At 60.9% G+C, this 15,814-nt stretch carries 15 protein-coding genes; 8 read left to right on the top strand and 7 right to left on the bottom strand.

Features of this window, described 5'->3' with window-relative positions; genetic code table 11:
- Positions 1–27: 27 nt before the first annotated feature.
- From trpB to BW686_RS09595, 3 genes are all read left to right on the top strand, one after another.
- On the top strand, positions 28–1,257 hold the full coding sequence (gene trpB, locus BW686_RS09605; RefSeq protein ID WP_084916071.1) for a tryptophan synthase subunit beta: 1,230 nt from the start codon (positions 28–30) through the stop codon (positions 1,255–1,257).
- Positions 1,254–2,066, top strand: a complete 813-nt coding sequence (trpA, locus tag BW686_RS09600) for a tryptophan synthase subunit alpha (RefSeq protein ID WP_084916070.1) — start codon at positions 1,254–1,256, stop codon at positions 2,064–2,066. Before trpB ends, trpA begins: the two co-directional genes overlap by 4 nt.
- Before the next feature lie 126 nt (positions 2,067–2,192).
- Positions 2,193–2,714 carry an anti-virulence regulator CigR family protein gene (locus BW686_RS09595; protein ID WP_084916069.1) on the top strand — a complete coding sequence of 174 codons (522 nt, stop codon included), beginning with the start codon at positions 2,193–2,195 and terminating at the stop codon, positions 2,712–2,714.
- A gap of 206 nt (positions 2,715–2,920) precedes the next feature.
- On the opposite strand, the gene BW686_RS09590 is transcribed toward BW686_RS09595, so the two are convergent.
- Positions 2,921–3,745 carry an alpha/beta fold hydrolase gene (locus BW686_RS09590; protein ID WP_084916068.1) on the bottom strand — a complete coding sequence of 275 codons (825 nt, stop codon included), beginning with the start codon at positions 3,743–3,745 and terminating at the stop codon, positions 2,921–2,923.
- 133 nt (positions 3,746–3,878) lie between these two features.
- Positions 3,879–4,829, bottom strand: a complete 951-nt coding sequence (locus BW686_RS09585) for a choline sulfate utilization transcriptional regulator (RefSeq protein WP_084916067.1) — start codon at positions 4,827–4,829, stop codon at positions 3,879–3,881.
- A gap of 114 nt (positions 4,830–4,943) precedes the next feature.
- Here BW686_RS09585 and betC point away from each other — a divergent pair, with 114 nt between their 5' ends.
- The 3 genes from betC (at position 4,944) to BW686_RS09570 (ending at position 9,165) form a co-directional block, all read left to right on the top strand.
- On the top strand, positions 4,944–6,449 hold the full coding sequence (gene betC / locus BW686_RS09580) for a choline-sulfatase (protein WP_084916066.1): 1,506 nt from the start codon (positions 4,944–4,946) through the stop codon (positions 6,447–6,449).
- A 37-nt stretch (positions 6,450–6,486) separates the two neighbouring features.
- Positions 6,487–7,413: a choline ABC transporter substrate-binding protein gene (locus BW686_RS09575; protein WP_084916065.1), complete on the top strand. Its 927-nt coding sequence runs from the start codon at positions 6,487–6,489 to the stop codon at positions 7,411–7,413.
- 183 nt (positions 7,414–7,596) lie between these two features.
- Complete coding sequence (locus BW686_RS09570; RefSeq protein WP_084916064.1) at positions 7,597–9,165, top strand: SulP family inorganic anion transporter; 1,569 nt, start codon at positions 7,597–7,599, stop codon at positions 9,163–9,165.
- 234 nt (positions 9,166–9,399) lie between these two features.
- Here the strand turns inward: BW686_RS09570 and aroE are convergent, their stop codons facing one another.
- Positions 9,400–10,224: a shikimate dehydrogenase gene (gene aroE, locus BW686_RS09565; RefSeq protein WP_084916063.1), complete on the bottom strand. Its 825-nt coding sequence runs from the start codon at positions 10,222–10,224 to the stop codon at positions 9,400–9,402.
- Positions 10,224–11,138: an oxygen-dependent coproporphyrinogen oxidase gene (gene hemF / locus BW686_RS09560; protein ID WP_084916062.1), complete on the bottom strand. Its 915-nt coding sequence runs from the start codon at positions 11,136–11,138 to the stop codon at positions 10,224–10,226. Before hemF ends, aroE begins: the two co-directional genes overlap by 1 nt.
- A 169-nt stretch (positions 11,139–11,307) precedes the next feature.
- Here hemF and BW686_RS09555 point away from each other — a divergent pair, with 169 nt between their 5' ends.
- Positions 11,308–12,285 carry an NADPH:quinone reductase gene (locus BW686_RS09555; RefSeq protein WP_084916061.1) on the top strand — a complete coding sequence of 326 codons (978 nt, stop codon included), beginning with the start codon at positions 11,308–11,310 and terminating at the stop codon, positions 12,283–12,285.
- A gap of 11 nt (positions 12,286–12,296) precedes the next feature.
- On the opposite strand, the gene BW686_RS09550 is transcribed toward BW686_RS09555, so the two are convergent.
- From BW686_RS09550 to BW686_RS09540, 3 genes are all read right to left on the bottom strand, one after another.
- On the bottom strand, positions 12,297–12,854 hold the full coding sequence (locus BW686_RS09550; protein ID WP_054087883.1) for an L-threonylcarbamoyladenylate synthase: 558 nt from the start codon (positions 12,852–12,854) through the stop codon (positions 12,297–12,299).
- Positions 12,855–12,892: 38 nt separating this feature from the next.
- Positions 12,893–14,017, bottom strand: a complete 1,125-nt coding sequence (gene dprA / locus BW686_RS09545; protein WP_084916060.1) for a DNA-processing protein DprA — start codon at positions 14,015–14,017, stop codon at positions 12,893–12,895.
- Positions 14,018–14,140: 123 nt separating this feature from the next.
- Positions 14,141–15,166 (bottom strand): LysM peptidoglycan-binding domain-containing protein, encoded by a 1,026-nt coding sequence (locus BW686_RS09540; protein ID WP_084916059.1) that lies wholly within the window; start codon positions 15,164–15,166, stop codon positions 14,141–14,143.
- A gap of 125 nt (positions 15,167–15,291) precedes the next feature.
- Between BW686_RS09540 and def the strand changes: the two genes are divergently transcribed.
- On the top strand, positions 15,292–15,798 hold the full coding sequence (def, locus tag BW686_RS09535; RefSeq protein ID WP_005732754.1) for a peptide deformylase: 507 nt from the start codon (positions 15,292–15,294) through the stop codon (positions 15,796–15,798).
- Positions 15,799–15,814 lie beyond the last annotated feature (16 nt).

Below are 15,814 nucleotides of genomic sequence, written 5' to 3'. Positions count from 1 at the left end.
CGCTTAATACTGCCACTGGAGCACTTCATGACCCAGACCAACTTCCGCAGCGGCCCCGACGCCAACGGCCTGTTCGGCTCATTCGGCGGCCGCTACGTAGCAGAAACCCTGATGCCGCTGGTGCTCGACCTCAACCGCGAGTACGAAGCCGCCAAGGCTGACCCGGAATTCGCCAAAGAGATGGCTTACTTCCAGCGCGATTACGTGGGGCGCCCGAACCCGCTGTACTTCGCCGAACGCCTGACCGAGTTCTGTGGCGGCGCGAAGATCTACTTCAAGCGTGAAGAGCTCAATCACACCGGCGCGCACAAAATCAACAACTGCATCGGCCAGGTACTGCTGGCCAAACGCATGGGCAAAAAACGCCTGATCGCGGAAACCGGCGCGGGCATGCACGGCGTTGCCACTGCCACCGTGGCGGCGCGTTTCGGTCTGCCTTGCGTGATCTACATGGGCGCGACCGACATCGAACGCCAACAGGCCAACGTGTTCCGCATGAAGCTGCTGGGCGCCGAGATCGTACCGGTCACTTCCGGCACCGGCACCCTGAAAGACGCGATGAACGAAGCCCTGCGCGACTGGGTGACGAATGTCGATGACACGTTCTACCTGATCGGCACCGTGGCAGGCCCACACCCGTATCCAGCGATGGTGCGCGATTTCCAGGCCATCATCGGTCGGGAAACCAAAGAGCAGATGCAGGAGAAGGAAGGCCGTCTGCCGGACAGCCTGATTGCCTGCGTGGGTGGCGGCTCCAACGCGATGGGCCTGTTCCATCCGTTTCTTGATGACGCCAGCGTGGAAATCATCGGCGTCGAAGCCGGTGGTCACGGCGTGAATACCGACAAGCACGCGGCCAGTCTGAACGGCGGCGTACCGGGCGTGCTGCACGGTAACCGTACTTATCTGCTGCAGGACGGCGACGGGCAGATCACCGACGCGCACTCGATTTCCGCCGGCCTGGACTACCCGGGCATCGGCCCGGAACACGCCTTCCTGCATGAAGTGAAGCGCGTCGAATACGTCAGCATCACTGACGATGAAGCGCTGGACGCTTTTCATCAGTGCTGCCTGCTCGAAGGCATCATCCCGGCGTTGGAAACCGCTCACGCTCTGGCCGAGGCCATGAAGCGGGCGACCAACCTGCGCGACGATCACTTGATGGTCGTGTGCCTGTCCGGGCGCGGTGACAAAGACATGCAAACCGTCATGAACCACATGGCAGCCGCCGAAAAAACTCAGGAGAAGCTGGTATGAGCCGTCTCGAACAACGTTTCGCCCAGCTGAAAACCGAAGGCCGCGCGGCGCTGGTCACTTTCATCACGGCGGGCGATCCTGGCTACGACACTTCCCTGAAAGTCCTGAAAGGCCTGCCGGCCGCGGGCGCCGATGTGATCGAGCTGGGCATGCCGTTCACCGATCCGATGGCCGACGGTGTGGCGATTCAGCTGGCTACACTGCGCGCTCTGGACGCGGGCCAGACGTTGCAGAAAACACTGCAGATGGTCAGCGAGTTTCGGGTCGACGATCAGACCACGCCTATCGTGCTGATGGGTTACTACAACCCGATCCACCGGTTTGGCGTTGAAGCGTTCGTGGCGCAGGCCAAGGAAGCAGGCGTCGATGGCCTGATCATCGTTGACCTGCCACCCGAGCACGACGCCGAACTGGCGGCACCTGCGCAGGCATCCGGTATCGACTTTATCCGCCTGACCACCCCGACCACCGACGATGCACGCCTGCCGCGCGTGCTGGAACGCAGTTCCGGTTTCGTCTATTACGTTTCGGTTGCCGGTGTGACCGGTGCCGGGTCGGCCACTACCGAACACGTCACCGAAGCCATCGCGCGCTTGCGTCGCCATACCGATCTGCCGATCAGCGTCGGTTTCGGCATCCGCACACCCGAGCAGGCAGCCGCTATCGCTCGCCTGGCTGACGGTGTTGTGGTGGGTTCGGCGCTCGTCGACAAGATCGCAACCGCGCAATCCCCGGAGCAGGCAGTCGACGGCGTACTGACGCTGTGCGCCGCACTGGCCGAGGGCGTGCGTCACGCGCGCATCAGCTGAGGGTAAAGTTTCTGATACAGAGGAATCAAAGCGCTATCAGCGGTTCTATGTAGCAAGACACAAGGGGTTCATGACCAGCGTCATGAACCCCTTTTTGCTGCATTGCGTGACGCCGAGGAAGCACTCATGAAACTGCCAAACCGTTTAATCACTGGACTGGGCATCTTGATGATCAGCGCCAGCCCGCTGCTGCACGCTGCACCGCCCGATCAGCGCGGTGATGGCCCGGGTGATAACCGTGGCGGCCCGCAACAAGGCCCGCAAAACAATGGCGGCCCCCATGACGAGCGTGGCCCGGGCAACGGTAACGGCGGAGGCCCGGATAACGGCCCGGGCAATGCGCCAGGCAGACAGGCCCATCAGGACAACCGTGGCGGCAACCGCCCACCGCAAGACTTTGGCGACGTACGCCAGACCTTTCAACAACACCGCGACGTTATTGGCCGTGGCCAGCCGTTGCCGCCGGGCGTACACATCGCCAAGGGCCGTCCGTTGCCACCGGGTTACGGCAAACGCCTGGACAACCGCTCGCTGCAATACCTGCCACACTATGACGGCTACGAATGGCGCCGCTTGGGCACCGACGTGGTACTGATCGCCGTGGGTTCGGGGATTGTTTACGCGATTCTGGACGGCGTGTTGAATTGATGCAGTACTGAGGTTCCGCGCCCAACATTTTGCACACGTCCGCTTTTGATTCTGGCCGAAGGCCGTGGGAGCGGACTTGTTCGCGAAAGGGCCGGTATATTTTCAAAAAATGTATCGGTTGAACCACCGTATTCGCGGACAAGTCCGCTCCCACGCCCTCCGGGCAGAAGCATGTTTTCAACTATCGCGCGACGCGAAGGCCAGGCTCAACCCTGCGTCTGATTGACCCGCGCCAAAAACGTCATCAACGCTCCTGACACAAAATCCGGGTTTTCCAGATTGGCGATATGACCCGCCTCGGGCACCAGCACGTAAGGGCAGCCGATCAGGTGAGCCATTTCGCGCGCCTCTTCAGGCGGACGCGGGATGTCCGCATCGCCGCACATCACCAGCGTGGTGTCTGCATTCAATTGTTCGATCAGCCCGAGCCGATCATCACGACCGAAGATCATCCGCCCCAGCGGCACAACGCTCTGACGCAGTTGTTCTGCATTCATGCCCGCCAACGCTGATCGAAACCCCTGATACACAGGCGACTGAGGGTCGATGCCGGGACGGAAGAAAATCGGCACCACGATATCCAGCAGCGGCGCAGGAAAAGCACCGGTCTCTTCCAGCTTGTCGATCAGCGAGAAGTAATAGGCCTTCTTGGCCTCGGTCTCTTTGCCCAGATAAGTGTCCATCAGCACCAGCCCGTTGATCCGCTCGGGGGCGAGCAGCGCCGCAATGGCACCCCACATGCCGCCCACCGACAGCCCGACGATACTGCAGCGCTCGATATTCAAATGGTCCATCAGCGCCAGCGCATGGCGGGCCAGATCATCCAGGTTGCGCGTGCCTTCCGGAAACCCGTCAGAATCCCCATGCCCCCACAGATCCGGGACAATCACACGATACCGAGTGGCCAGCGTATCGACCTGCGCACTCCACATCGTCTTGTCCCAGAGATAACTATGACCCAGCAAGACGACCGGCCCGGTGCCTTGGTCAGCGTAGTGAAGGGTCTTACCGTCGATGAGTAGATCCGGCATTTCTGATGATCCTCTGTCTGGTCTTTCAGCATTCAGTTCGGCAGGCCGCTGATGAGGCCCGTGCGTGTGCATGACCATTTTGTTGAAATTTGCATTGCGTCTGACCAACTGGTCATTTTCCGGCGGGGCAATATTACACTGCAATCGACGGCAACGGCCTGCCCGCCAGTGAAACACCGCTCAACGCCTGCTCACTCGCCAGCCAGTCCATGAACTGCTGGACGATCTGCACTCGACGTTTACGTTGAGGCAACACCACGTAATAGCCTTGGCCGGAAATGGCGGCTCCGGCGATGGGGCGGCAGAGCAGGCCTTGGTCGAGGAGGTCGTCGACCAGGTGTTTCCAGCCGATGGCGATGCCTTGTCCGCCGATGGCGGCCTGGATGAGCAGGGTGTAGTTGTCGAAACGCAACTGGCCGGGCGCAGGCGCCTGGGGGATGTCGAGGGCGCGGAATACGCCTGCCCAGTCGAACCAGTTGTTGATGCTTTCACCGCGCAGGTGCAGCAGCGGGAAGTCGCGCAGCGCTTCGTTGGGCAGCGGCGTCTGGCGACCGGCAATCAGTTGCGGGCTGCACACCGGAAAAACTTCTTCGCTGAACAGCCAATGACTTTCGCCCTGCTTGAAACGCCCGTCGCCAAACAGCACGGCCACGTCGATATCGGCGCGTAACATGCTGTGGGTACGCTCGCTGGTCACTAGGCTGACGTCCACGTCCGGGTTGATCTTGTGGAAGCGATGCAGGCGCGGCATCAGCCAGTAGGCGGCGAAGGCAAAGTCTGTGGCGACCTGAAGCACCTCGTGTTGATGCTGCTCGGTGATCGCGATGAGCCCGCTGTCGATGGATTGCAGGCCCGCCTGCACGTGGCTGAACAATATTTCACCGGCTTCGGTAAGCTCGATACCGCGGTAGATCCGGTCAAACAATCGGGTTGCCAGTTGTTCTTCAAGGCGCTTGATCTGCTGGCTGACGGCAGGCTGGGTAGTGCCCAGCTCGATGGCGGCGGCAGTAAAACTGCGCAGGCGGGCGGCGACCTCGAAGGCACGCAACAGGTCGAGGGACATATCGCCAAAAGCTTCAAACATAAGCGGTGCTTATCCTAGGCATTGCTGCGCATGGGCTTTACCTTCAAACACGAGGACTTCATCCTCGTGCCCAGCACTTTCGCATAACTTTTCACAATGGGATGCAGCGATTACATGAAGCGCAAAAATATTCTGTTCATCATGGCCGATCAAATGGCCGCGCCAATGTTGCCAATCTACGCACCGTCTCCCATTCTGATGCCGAATCTGAGCCGCATCGCGGCCAACGGTGTGGTGTTCGATTCGGCGTACTGCAACAGTCCGCTGTGCGCGCCATCGCGCTTTACGCTGGTGAGCGGTCAGCTCCCGAGCAAGATCGGCGCGTACGACAACGCTGCCGACTTCCCGGCAGACGTTCCGACCTACGCTCACTACCTGCGTGCCCTGGGCTACAAGACCGCGCTAGCGGGCAAGATGCATTTCTGCGGACCGGACCAGTTGCACGGCTACGAGGAGCGGCTGACCAGTGACATTTACCCGGCCGACTACGGCTGGTCAGTGAACTGGGATGAGCCGGACGTGCGGCCAAGCTGGTACCACAACATGTCGTCAGTGTTGCAGGCGGGTCCGTGCATTCGTACCAATCAGCTGGACTTCGATGAAGAGGTGCTGTTCAAGTCCCAGCAGTATCTGTACGACCACGTACGTCAGGACGGTGATGCGCCGTTCTGCCTGACCGTTTCCATGACTCACCCTCACGACCCGTACACCATTCCGCTTTCGTTCTGGGACCTCTACAGCGACGACGAAATCCCGCTGCCGATACCGCACGCCGATCAGGCCGCGCTGGACCCGCATTCGCAACGTCTGCTCAAGGTCTACGACCTGTGGGACAAGCCGATGCCGATCAACAAGATTCGCGATGCACGCCGTGCCTACTTCGGCGCCTGCAGCTACATCGACCGAAACATCGGCAAGCTGATGCAGACGCTGGAGGAGGTGGGGCTGGCGGAAGACACCATCGTCGTGTTCTCCGGCGATCACGGCGACATGCTGGGCGAGAAGGGCCTCTGGTACAAAATGCACTGGTTTGAAATGGCCGCTCGCGTGCCGCTGGTGGTGTACGCGCCGGGGCAGTTCAAGCCGGGCCGGGTCAGTGCTTCGGTGTCGACGGCCGACCTGTTACCGACCTTTGTCGAGATGGCCAACGGCAAACTGGACGCCGGGTTGCCACTGGACGGACGCTCGCTGATGCCGCACCTGAACAGCCAAGACGGCCACGACGAGGTGTTTGGCGAGTACATGGCGGAAGGCACCACCAGCCCGCTGATGATGATCCGTCGCGGTGCGTATAAATTCATCTATTCGGAACAGGACCCGTGCCTGTTGTTCGATGTGAAGGAGGACCCGAAAGAGCAGAAGGACCTGAGCCAGTCGTCAGCCCACGAGAAACTGTTCAACGACTTCCTGGCCGAAGCTCGGGCCAAGTGGGACATCCCGGCGATACACCAACAGGTGCTCGCCAGCCAGCGCAGACGACGCTTTGTCGCCAAATCGCTGGCAACCGGCAAGCTGAAGAGTTGGGATCACCAGCCACTGGTCGACGCCAGTCAGCAGTACATGCGCAACCACATTGATCTGGACGATCTGGAGCGCAAGGCACGTTTTCCGCAACCTTGACCCTGCCCACACCAAAAAAATCAAAAGGGGTACATCGATGAAAAAGTTATCCACAGTCGTTGCGGTCGCGGTCATGACGTTCGGCAGCCTGGCTGCGCAGGCAGAAGACGCCAGTTGCAGCACCGTGAAGATGGCCGATCCAGGCTGGAGTGACATAGCTGCCACCAACGCCATCACCAGCGTGGTGCTTGAGGGGCTGGGCTACAAACCCAAAGTCGATACGCTGGCCGTGCCGATTGCCTACGGCGGTTTGAAGGACGGCAAGCTGGATGTGTTTCTGGGTAACTGGATGCCGGCGCAGCAGGGTTTCTATGACAAGTTCGTCGCCACCGGCGATGTGACGCAACTGGCCAAAAACCTGGAGGGCACCGAATTTACCCTGGCCGTACCGGACTATGTCTGGGACGCAGGGGTGCATGACTTTGCCGACCTGAGCAAATTCGCTGACAAGTTTGACAAGAGGATCTACGGCATCGGCTCCGGCGCACCTGCCAACCTGTCGCTGCAGGAAATCATCAAGAAGAACGAGTTCGATCTGGGCAGTTGGAAGCTGGTCGAATCCAGTGAGCAAGCCATGCTCGCCGAGGTCAATCGCAACGTGAAGAAGAAAGCGTTTGTGGTCTTCCTCGGCTGGACGCCGCACCCGATGAATGTTCAGATCAAAGGCATGCACTACCTCAAGGGCGGCGAAAAATACTTCGGCGACACGGGCTCGGTCTTCACCCTGACACGCAAGGGTTACGCTGAAGCCTGCCCGAACGTGGGCAAGTTGCTGAGCAACCTGAGCTTCACCCTTGACATGGAAAACAGCATCATGGCCGACGTGACCAACAAGAAGGTCAGCAACAGCGCAGCCGCCAAAGCCTGGATCAAGGCCAACCCGGCGGTGCTGAACACGTGGCTGGAAGGCGTGAAGACCGTCGATGGCAAGGACGGTCTGGCGGCAGTGAAGGCGACGCTATAAGCGTCCGGTCTTGAATGCGCGGCGCAATGCAGAGGCGTGACGCGGAGCGTCACAAGAGGCATTCCCACGCGGAGCGTGAGGAACGAGAGGTGTCAGGAAATACGCTGATCGTGCCCATGCTCCGCGTGGGCATGCCGTTCTGGACGCTCTGCGTCCTCTACGCTTAATTCACCCGAGGGACCGATGCGCTGGCTCAATCACCATAAACTCCTGCCGTTTCTTGCCTGGCTGCCGCGTCAGACCCGTGCCAGCGTCGGACGCGATGCGCTGGTGGGGTTGAGTGGAGCCATTCTGGCGCTGCCGCAGTCCATCGCCTACGCGCTGATCGCCGGATTACCGCCCGAGTACGGCCTGTACGCCGCAATCGTTCCCGTCATCATCGCCTGCCTCTGGGGTTCGTCCTGGCACCTGATTTGCGGGCCGACCGCTGCTATTTCCATTGTGCTGTATGCCAGTGTCAGTCCGCTCGCCGTCCCGGCCAGTCAGGACTACATCATGCTGATCCTGCTGCTGACGTTCATTGCCGGCGTCTTTCAGTTATTGCTCGGAATGATGCGTTTCGGCGCACTGGTGAATTTCGTTTCGCACTCGGTGGTGCTGGGTTTCACACTGGGCGCCGCCATCGTGATTGCTCTGGGGCAGATGCCCAATCTACTGGGGCTTGATCTGCCAAGCCAGACCACCGCACTCAATAGCCTGGGCGCCTTGCTCGAGCATCGCGGCGAAGCGGATATGCCCTCGCTGATACTCGGGCTGTTGACCCTGGCGCTGGGCATCGGGCTCAAGTCTCTGGTGCCCCGCTGGCCGACGCTGTTGATTGCACTGGTGTCGAGCGGTCTGCTGGTCTGGCTGTGGCCGGCGATGTTCGGTCATGTGCGGGTGGTCAGCGCCTTCGTCGGGCACCTGCCGCCCTTCAGCCCCCTGTCGCTGGACCTTGAACTGATTCTCAAGCTGCTGCCGACGGCCGTGGCGGTGGGCATGCTCGGGCTGGTCAACAGCCTGTCGATTGCCCGTTCGCTGTCGGCACGCTCGCAGCAGATGCTCAACGCCAACCAGGAAGTTCGCGCGCAAGGGCTGTCGAACATGGTCGGCTCGCTGTTTTCCGGCTACCTGTCCGCAGGCTCGTTCACCCGTGCGGCGCTGAATTACGAAGCAGGCGCCCGCTCGCCGCTGGCCGGGGTGTTTTCAGCACTGTGGGTGGCGCTGTTCGCGGTCGCCGGAGCGTCATTGATCTCGCATATTCCAATCCCGGCGATGGCGGCCTCGATTCTGCTGATTTGCTGGGGGCTGGTGGATCGGCGTGGCATTCGCTCGCTGTTTCGCGTCAGCCGTGCCGAGTTTTTCGTGATGGCGCTGACCTGTCTGGCCACGCTGTTGCTGGAGCTGCAGACCGCGATCTACGCAGGCGTGCTGGCCTCGCTGTTCTTCTACCTCAAGCGCACCTCACAGCCTCGCGTACAGCAATGGCGCGAGGGAGACGAAGATGTCCTGCGGGTCGGCGGCTCGATCTTCTTCGGCGCCAGCCACTACCTGCAAACCCGCCTGCAACGCACTGAAGGATTACGGGTGGTAATCGATGCGCAGCAGATCAACTTCATCGATTATTCAGGCGTTGAAATGCTTCATCAGGAAGCCAGGCGCCTGGCTCAGCAGGGGCGAGTGCTGGTTCTGCGCAATGCAAGGCCGCAGGTGATCGAGGAATTGCACAAGCTGGAAGGGCCGGAGCGGTGCCCGATTGTGTTTGAGGATTGAGCCATAACTCATCGTACCGACGCTCTGCGTTCTACAAAGGTCCCGATAAGCCCGTAGATTTGGCTTCTGCCCGGAGGGCGTGGGAGCGGACTTGTCCGCGAAAGCTTTATTTCGGGTGGTACATCTTTAGCGGATGTTCCGGCCCATTCGCGAACAAGTTCGCTCCCACGGCCTTCGGCCAGAATCAAAAGCGGACTTGTGTACAACGCGGAGCATTGGCACGATAGTCATTGATCAACCCTTCGCCAACAGCCTGCGCAACTCCGCCAGCACTGGCGCTGAATCTGGACGCACGCCACGCCAGAGCAAAAAGGCTTCTGCGGCCTGCTCAACCAGCATCCCCAGGCCATCGACAGACTGCGCCGCGCCGTGTTCGGTGGCCCAACGGCAAAAGGCAGTAGGCTCTTTGCCATACATCATGTCGTAGCAGAACGTCACGCCGGGCTGGATCAGGCTCGGGGAAATCGGTGGCAGCTCTCCAGCCAGACTGGCGGACGTGGCGTTGATGATCAGGTCCACCGGCTCTTCAAGCCAGTCAAAGCTGCTGGCAAACACAGGGCCAAGATCAGCAAATTCCTGAGCCAGTCGTTCAGCTTTTTCCACCGTACGATTGGCGATCACCAGCGCTGCGGGCTGCTCTGCCAGCAACGGCTCCAGCGCGCCACGCACCGCACCGCCCGCGCCCAGCAGCAGAACCCGCTGACCGCGCAGGCTACGTCCGCAATTGACTGTCAGGTCGCGCACCAGCCCGGCACCGTCGGTGTTATCCCCCAGCAGCGTGCCGTCATCGAGCGTGCTCAGCGTATTGACCGCACCCGCACGCTGTCCGCGCTCGGTCAGGCTGTCGGCCAGGCGATACGCTTCTTCCTTGAACGGCACGGTCACATTGGCGCCACGCCCGGTCTGAAAAAAAGCCTGCGCAAATGCAGTGAAGTCGTCCAGCGGTGCCAGCGCAACCTGGTAATCCAGTTCCTGTCCGGTTTGCTCAGCGAACAGACGATGAATCAACGGCGACTTGCTGTGACCGATGGGATTGCCGAAGACAACGTACCGGTCCATCAGTTTTCCGCCAGCCAGTCGCGATCCGTCAGGAAGTACTCGGTCAGGCGCGCCTCTTCGCTGCCCGGAGCAGCCTTCCAGTCATAGCCCCAGCGCACTTGTGGCGGCAGCGACATGAGAATCGACTCGGTACGCCCACCCGACTGCAGACCAAACAGCGTGCCGCGGTCATACACCAGATTGAACTCGACGTAACGCCCACGACGGAATTCCTGAAACTCGCGCTGCTGCACCGTATAGGCAGCCGCCTTGCGACGCCGCACGATCGGCAGGTAGGCATTGATGAAGGCATCACCGATGGCGCGGATGAACGCAAAGCTGGTGTCGAAATCCCACTGGTTCACATCGTCGAAAAACAGACCGCCGATGCCACGCGGCTCGTCGCGATGCTTCAGGTGGAAATAGGTGTCGCACCACGCCTTGTAGCGGGGGTAGACATCATCACCGAACGGCGCACAGGCACGCTCAGCGACCCGGTGCCAATGCACGCAATCTTCTTCGACGCCGTAGTAGGGCGTCAGGTCAAAGCCACCGCCGAACCACCAGACAGGCTCTTCGCCTTCTTTTTCGGCAATGAAAAACCGCACATTGGCGTGGGACGTCGGCACATGCGGGTTATGCGGGTGGATCACCAGCGAAACGCCCAGCGCCTCGAAACCACGCCCCGCCAGCTCAGGGCGATGCGCACTGGCTGACGGCGGCAGGTTGCTGCCAAACACGTGAGAGAAGTTGACGCCGCCTTTCTCGATAACCGCGCCGTTCTCGATCACCCGCGTGCGCCCACCACCGCCCGCCGGACGTGTCCAGGCATCTTCGACGAACTGTGCGTTGCCGTCTTCCTGCTCAAGCGCGGTGCAGATACGGTCTTGCAGGTCGAGCAGGTAGGCTTTGACGGCCTCGGTGCGGGTACTCATGGCGATCCCTTACGGCTGACTTCAAACGGCTGGCCCCGGAGCAGAAGGGGCGCAGGCAAATTGGCGCGTAGCATACCATCGGCAGCCCGGACTGGCAGTTGACGAAGAGCGGGCGAAGGAGTCCGATGGTGGACTTGGCAGCTTGTTTCAATCATCAAGGAGAGAACACATGGCAAAGCGTATCCAGTTCAGCACTGTCGGAGGACCCGAGGTTCTTGAATATGTCGATTTCGAGCCGGAGGCTCCGGGGTCGCAGGCGGTGGTTGTGCGCAATAAGGCCATCGGCCTGAATTTCATTGATACCTATTACCGCAGCGGGTTGTATCCGGCGCCGTTTTTGCCATCCGGGCTGGGGGCTGAAGGGGCCGGTGTGGTCGAGGCGGTGGGCGATGAGGTGACGCGCTTCAAGGTCGGTGATCGAGTGGCTTATGGAACCGGGCCATTGGGGGCGTACAGCGAAGTGCATGTGCTGCCCGAGGCGAACCTGGTGAAGCTGGCCGACTCGGTGAGTTTCGAGCAGGCCGCTGCGCTGATGCTCAAGGGCCTGACTGTGCAATACCTGCTGCGCCAGACCTATCAGGTGAAGCCGGGCGAGATCATTCTGTTTCATGCCGCCGCAGGCGGTGTAGGCTCGCTCGCCTGTCAATGGGCCAAGGCACTCGGCGCCAAGCTGATCGGCACGGTCAGTTCGCCGGAGAAAGCCGCGCATGCCAAGGCACTCGGTGCCTGGGAAACCATCGACTACAGCCACGAAGACGTCGCCAAGCGTGTACTGGAGCTGACCGACGGCAAAAAGTGCCCGGTGGTCTACGACGGCGTGGGGCAGGACACCTGGCTGACTTCGCTCGACAGTGTCGCGCCGCGCGGGTTGGTGGTGAGTTTCGGTAATGCGTCAGGGCCGGTTTCGGGCGTGAACCTGGGTGTTCTGGCGCAGAAAGGTTCGGTGTACGTCACGCGCCCGACGCTGGGCACCTACGCGAACAATGCGCAGAACCTTCAGGCGATGGCTGACGAGCTGTTCGACATGCTCGCCAGCGGCAAAATCAAGGTCGATGCCATCCAGCAATACGCCCTCAAGGACGCCGCCAAGGCGCAGATCGAACTCTCGGCCCGGCGCACTACCGGCTCGACCATTCTGATTCCCTGAGCCTGCCAGCGTTAACCGGCGCGCATGACCTGCCCGGTGGCGATGTCACGGATCACGCTGGGGTTTCGGCGACCGCCCAGGCTGCCGCCGAGTACCCGGTCGATCTGACCGCGGAAATACTGCTCGACGCGTAGTCGCGAGCGCGCAGCCGGACGGCCCGCCGGGTTGGCTGACGTCGAAATCAACGGGCCGACCAGCGCGCACAGTTCACGCACAGTCGGGTGATCGGTGACGCGCAGGGCGACGGTTTCGTGAATCCCGGTGATCCACTCGGGCAACAGGTTCTGGTGCGGCACCAGCCAGGTATTGGGCCCTGGCCAGGTGCTGGCCATGCGGTCGAGCCACAGTTCGGGAAAGTCCTCGAACAGAAAGTCGAACTGGCGGATGTTGTCCGCGATCAGGATCAGGCCCTTTTCCACTGGCCGCGATTTGATCGCCAGCAGGCGATAGACCGCTTCTTCATCCCAAGGATCACACCCCAGCCCCCAGACTGCTTCGGTCGGGTAGGCAATCACCGCACCGGCTCGAATATCCTGAGCGGCTTGTTGCACACGCCAACTGCTGACCATTGTTCGTTTCTCCGCTAGATCCTGGCGGCAGTTTAACCTCAGGGCGCGCTGGCGAACCATCGTCCCGCTTCACAGCTTATGCGTCCATCCAGTTCAAGCTCGGTCAGGCCCGCCAATACCTTGGGCAGCGGCCAGCCGCTGGAAACCGACAGCCCCTCGCTGGTGTGCGGCGCGGCGTGCAGCAGGGCCAATAGTGGATGGTCGCAGGGGGCAGGTCCGGCAGTTTCGGTATTTGAAGGGTCGGCGCTGGATGCAACGCGCTTCCAGTGCTGCAAGCCTTCCAGAATGTGGTCGACGGTTTCGACCAGCGTGGCGCCGTCGCGTATCAGTTGGTGACAACCCTTGGCACCCGGATGATGAATCGAGCCGGGTATCGCATACACCTCGCGGCCGTGTTCAGCTGCCAGTCGTGCCGTAATCAGCGAACCGCTGGCAACGCTGGCCTCAACCACCAGTACGCCCAGCGACAGGCCGCTGATGATCCGGTTGCGGCGCGGGAAGTTGCTGGGCTGCGGTCCGGCGTCCAGCGGGAACTCGGAAATCACCGCGCCGCCCTCTGCCGCCATGCGCGCCGCAAGCGCACGGTGCTGCTGTGGATAAAGTTTCTCGAGCCCTGTGCCCAACACGCCGATTGTGAGCCCGCCGACATCCAGTGCGCCCTGATGCGCAGCGCCGTCAATGCCGCGAGCCAGACCGCTGGTGATCACAAAACCGGCGCCCGCGAGGCTGCGCGCAAACGCCGTGGCAGTGTCCAGCCCGGGCCGGGAGGCGCGGCGACTGCCGACCATGCCCAACTGCGGACGCTCGAGTATCGACGGGTCGCCCGCAATGAATATTAACGGCGGCGGATCGGCGATTTCAGCCAGCAGCGCGGGGTAGCAAGGGTCGTCCCACATCAGCAAATGCTGGCCCGGACGCTCAAGCCAGGCCAATGCAGCACTGGCGCCATCACGTACTGCGGCATCGCGACGCGCTTCGGCACAGGCGCTCGGTATGCCCAATGCACGCCACGCGCTGGCGGGTGCGCTCAGCGCCGAAGAGGCTGAGCCGAACGCCTCGATAAGCCTGGAGAAGCGTTTTGGCCCGACTTCCGGCAAGCGATGGATACGTAAACGCGCTTCCAGCTCTGCGGGGGAAGAGAGGGCTTTTTCGAACAATGGCATGAGATCGTCCCTGATCCATTGTGCATCTCAACGGATGCACAAACCTGTGGATAACTCTGTTGACAACAATTTGATAACTGGCTGACCCGCTACACAAATTCGTCTCAAAAGTGAAACGTGGCGCTACGGATTGCGAACCTTGTCCATGATGGACAAAGATCGGTTCGCTTGCAGGACCAAGGCGTAACTGAGCTTGTCGTAAGTGCGGAAAACCATCAGCAGGCCAGCCCGTTCGTCGGGGATTTTCACCATGTCGCCGGTGATTCGGTCGCGCACCGTTTCGCTGGTTTTGTAGATCGCAAGTACATTGCCTTCAGTCAGGCCGTCACGTTTGCCTTTGTCGAGGGTAACGACATCCAGCACGCTGACCTGCGTCACGCCACGCGGCACATCCAGAATCAAACCTTCTATCGGCGTCTGTGGAGCGCTGGGCAGAAACGTCGAATTGATTGAACGCTCTTCACTGGCGAACAGACGGTCACCCAGACGCACTTCCTGAGTGGAGCGCTGCAGCATCAGGGTCGAGACATCGCCTTCAGTGGCGACCACCTCGGCGCTGCCAACGTCATCGGCGTTGATCCCCAGCACTTCCTTGGTCTGCGGGTCGGTGTAGATCTTGCCCTGACGAAAGATGCCGTAAACGCTGTGCGAGGGGTCCAGCTTGCCACGCGCATACGCGCGATCACCGGCGCCGCTGAGCACGCGCTCGGCATTGCCTGCGACGATGTACGGCGCTTTCTCGAACTGCTCGGCGCTGTCGACGATGCGGTTGCTGATCAGGAAGGCGTTGATGGCACCCAGCGGGATGCTCGGGATGGCCTGAGCCATCGGCGTGCTGCGCACATGCGGTGACAATTTGATGGTGCCGCGCGACTCGCCGCGATTGAGCGTGACCCGTGGCTGACCGTCTACCCAGGTCAGCGCCAGGGTGTCACCAGGATAGATAAGGTCGGGATCGCGAACCTGCGGGTTGGCCCGCCAGATCTCGCGCCATTGCCACGGTTGGCGCAAGAACTTGCCGGAAATATCCCAAAGCGTGTCGCCGGCCACGACGGTGTAGCGCTGCGGATAGCCTTCCCTGAGTTGCACTTGCGCCTGAGCGAGACCGCTGGCGGTCAACAGCAGCAGGGCGAGTAGTGATTTCCTCATGCGGTGAATCCCTTTATCATGTTGCCTCACGCGAACCCTAGAGTCCTGTCCTGGGCTGCCCGCCTTGAATTCCCGAGCCTGGCACCCGACATCGACTTTACCTTAACAGTGCAGCTCTTACGTATATGGCCATTCTAAACATCCTCGAATTTCCCGATTCGCGCCTGCGCACCATCGCCAAACCTGTAGCGATGGTAGACGAAGGCATTCGCCAGTTGGTCGACGACATGTTTGAAACCATGTACGAAGCGCCTGGCATCGGCCTGGCGGCTACCCAGGTCAACGTCCACAAACGCGTGGTCGTCATGGACCTGAGCGAAGACCGCAGCGAACCGATGGTCTTCATCAACCCTGAAATCGAAAAACTGACCGACGAAATGGATCAGTATCAGGAAGGCTGCCTGTCGGTGCCGGGTTTCTACGAAAACGTCGACCGCCCGCAAAAAGTCCGCGTCAAAGCCCTGGACCGCGACGGCAAGCCCTACGAACTGGTTGCCGAAGGCCTGCTCGCCATCTGCATCCAGCACGAGTGTGATCACCTGAACGGCAAGCTGTTCGTCGATTACCTCTCCAACCTCAAGCGTGACCGGATCAAGAAAAAGCTCGAAAAACAGCACAAGCTCAACGCCTGATCCGTTGTTACCCCCA

The sequence above is a fragment of the Pseudomonas syringae genome (genome assembly GCF_002157375.1).
GTDB lineage: Bacteria > Pseudomonadota > Gammaproteobacteria > Pseudomonadales > Pseudomonadaceae > Aquipseudomonas > Aquipseudomonas syringae_T.
The sequence above is the reverse complement of the archived record's forward strand: the minus strand, read 5'-3'. Positions and strand labels throughout refer to the sequence as shown.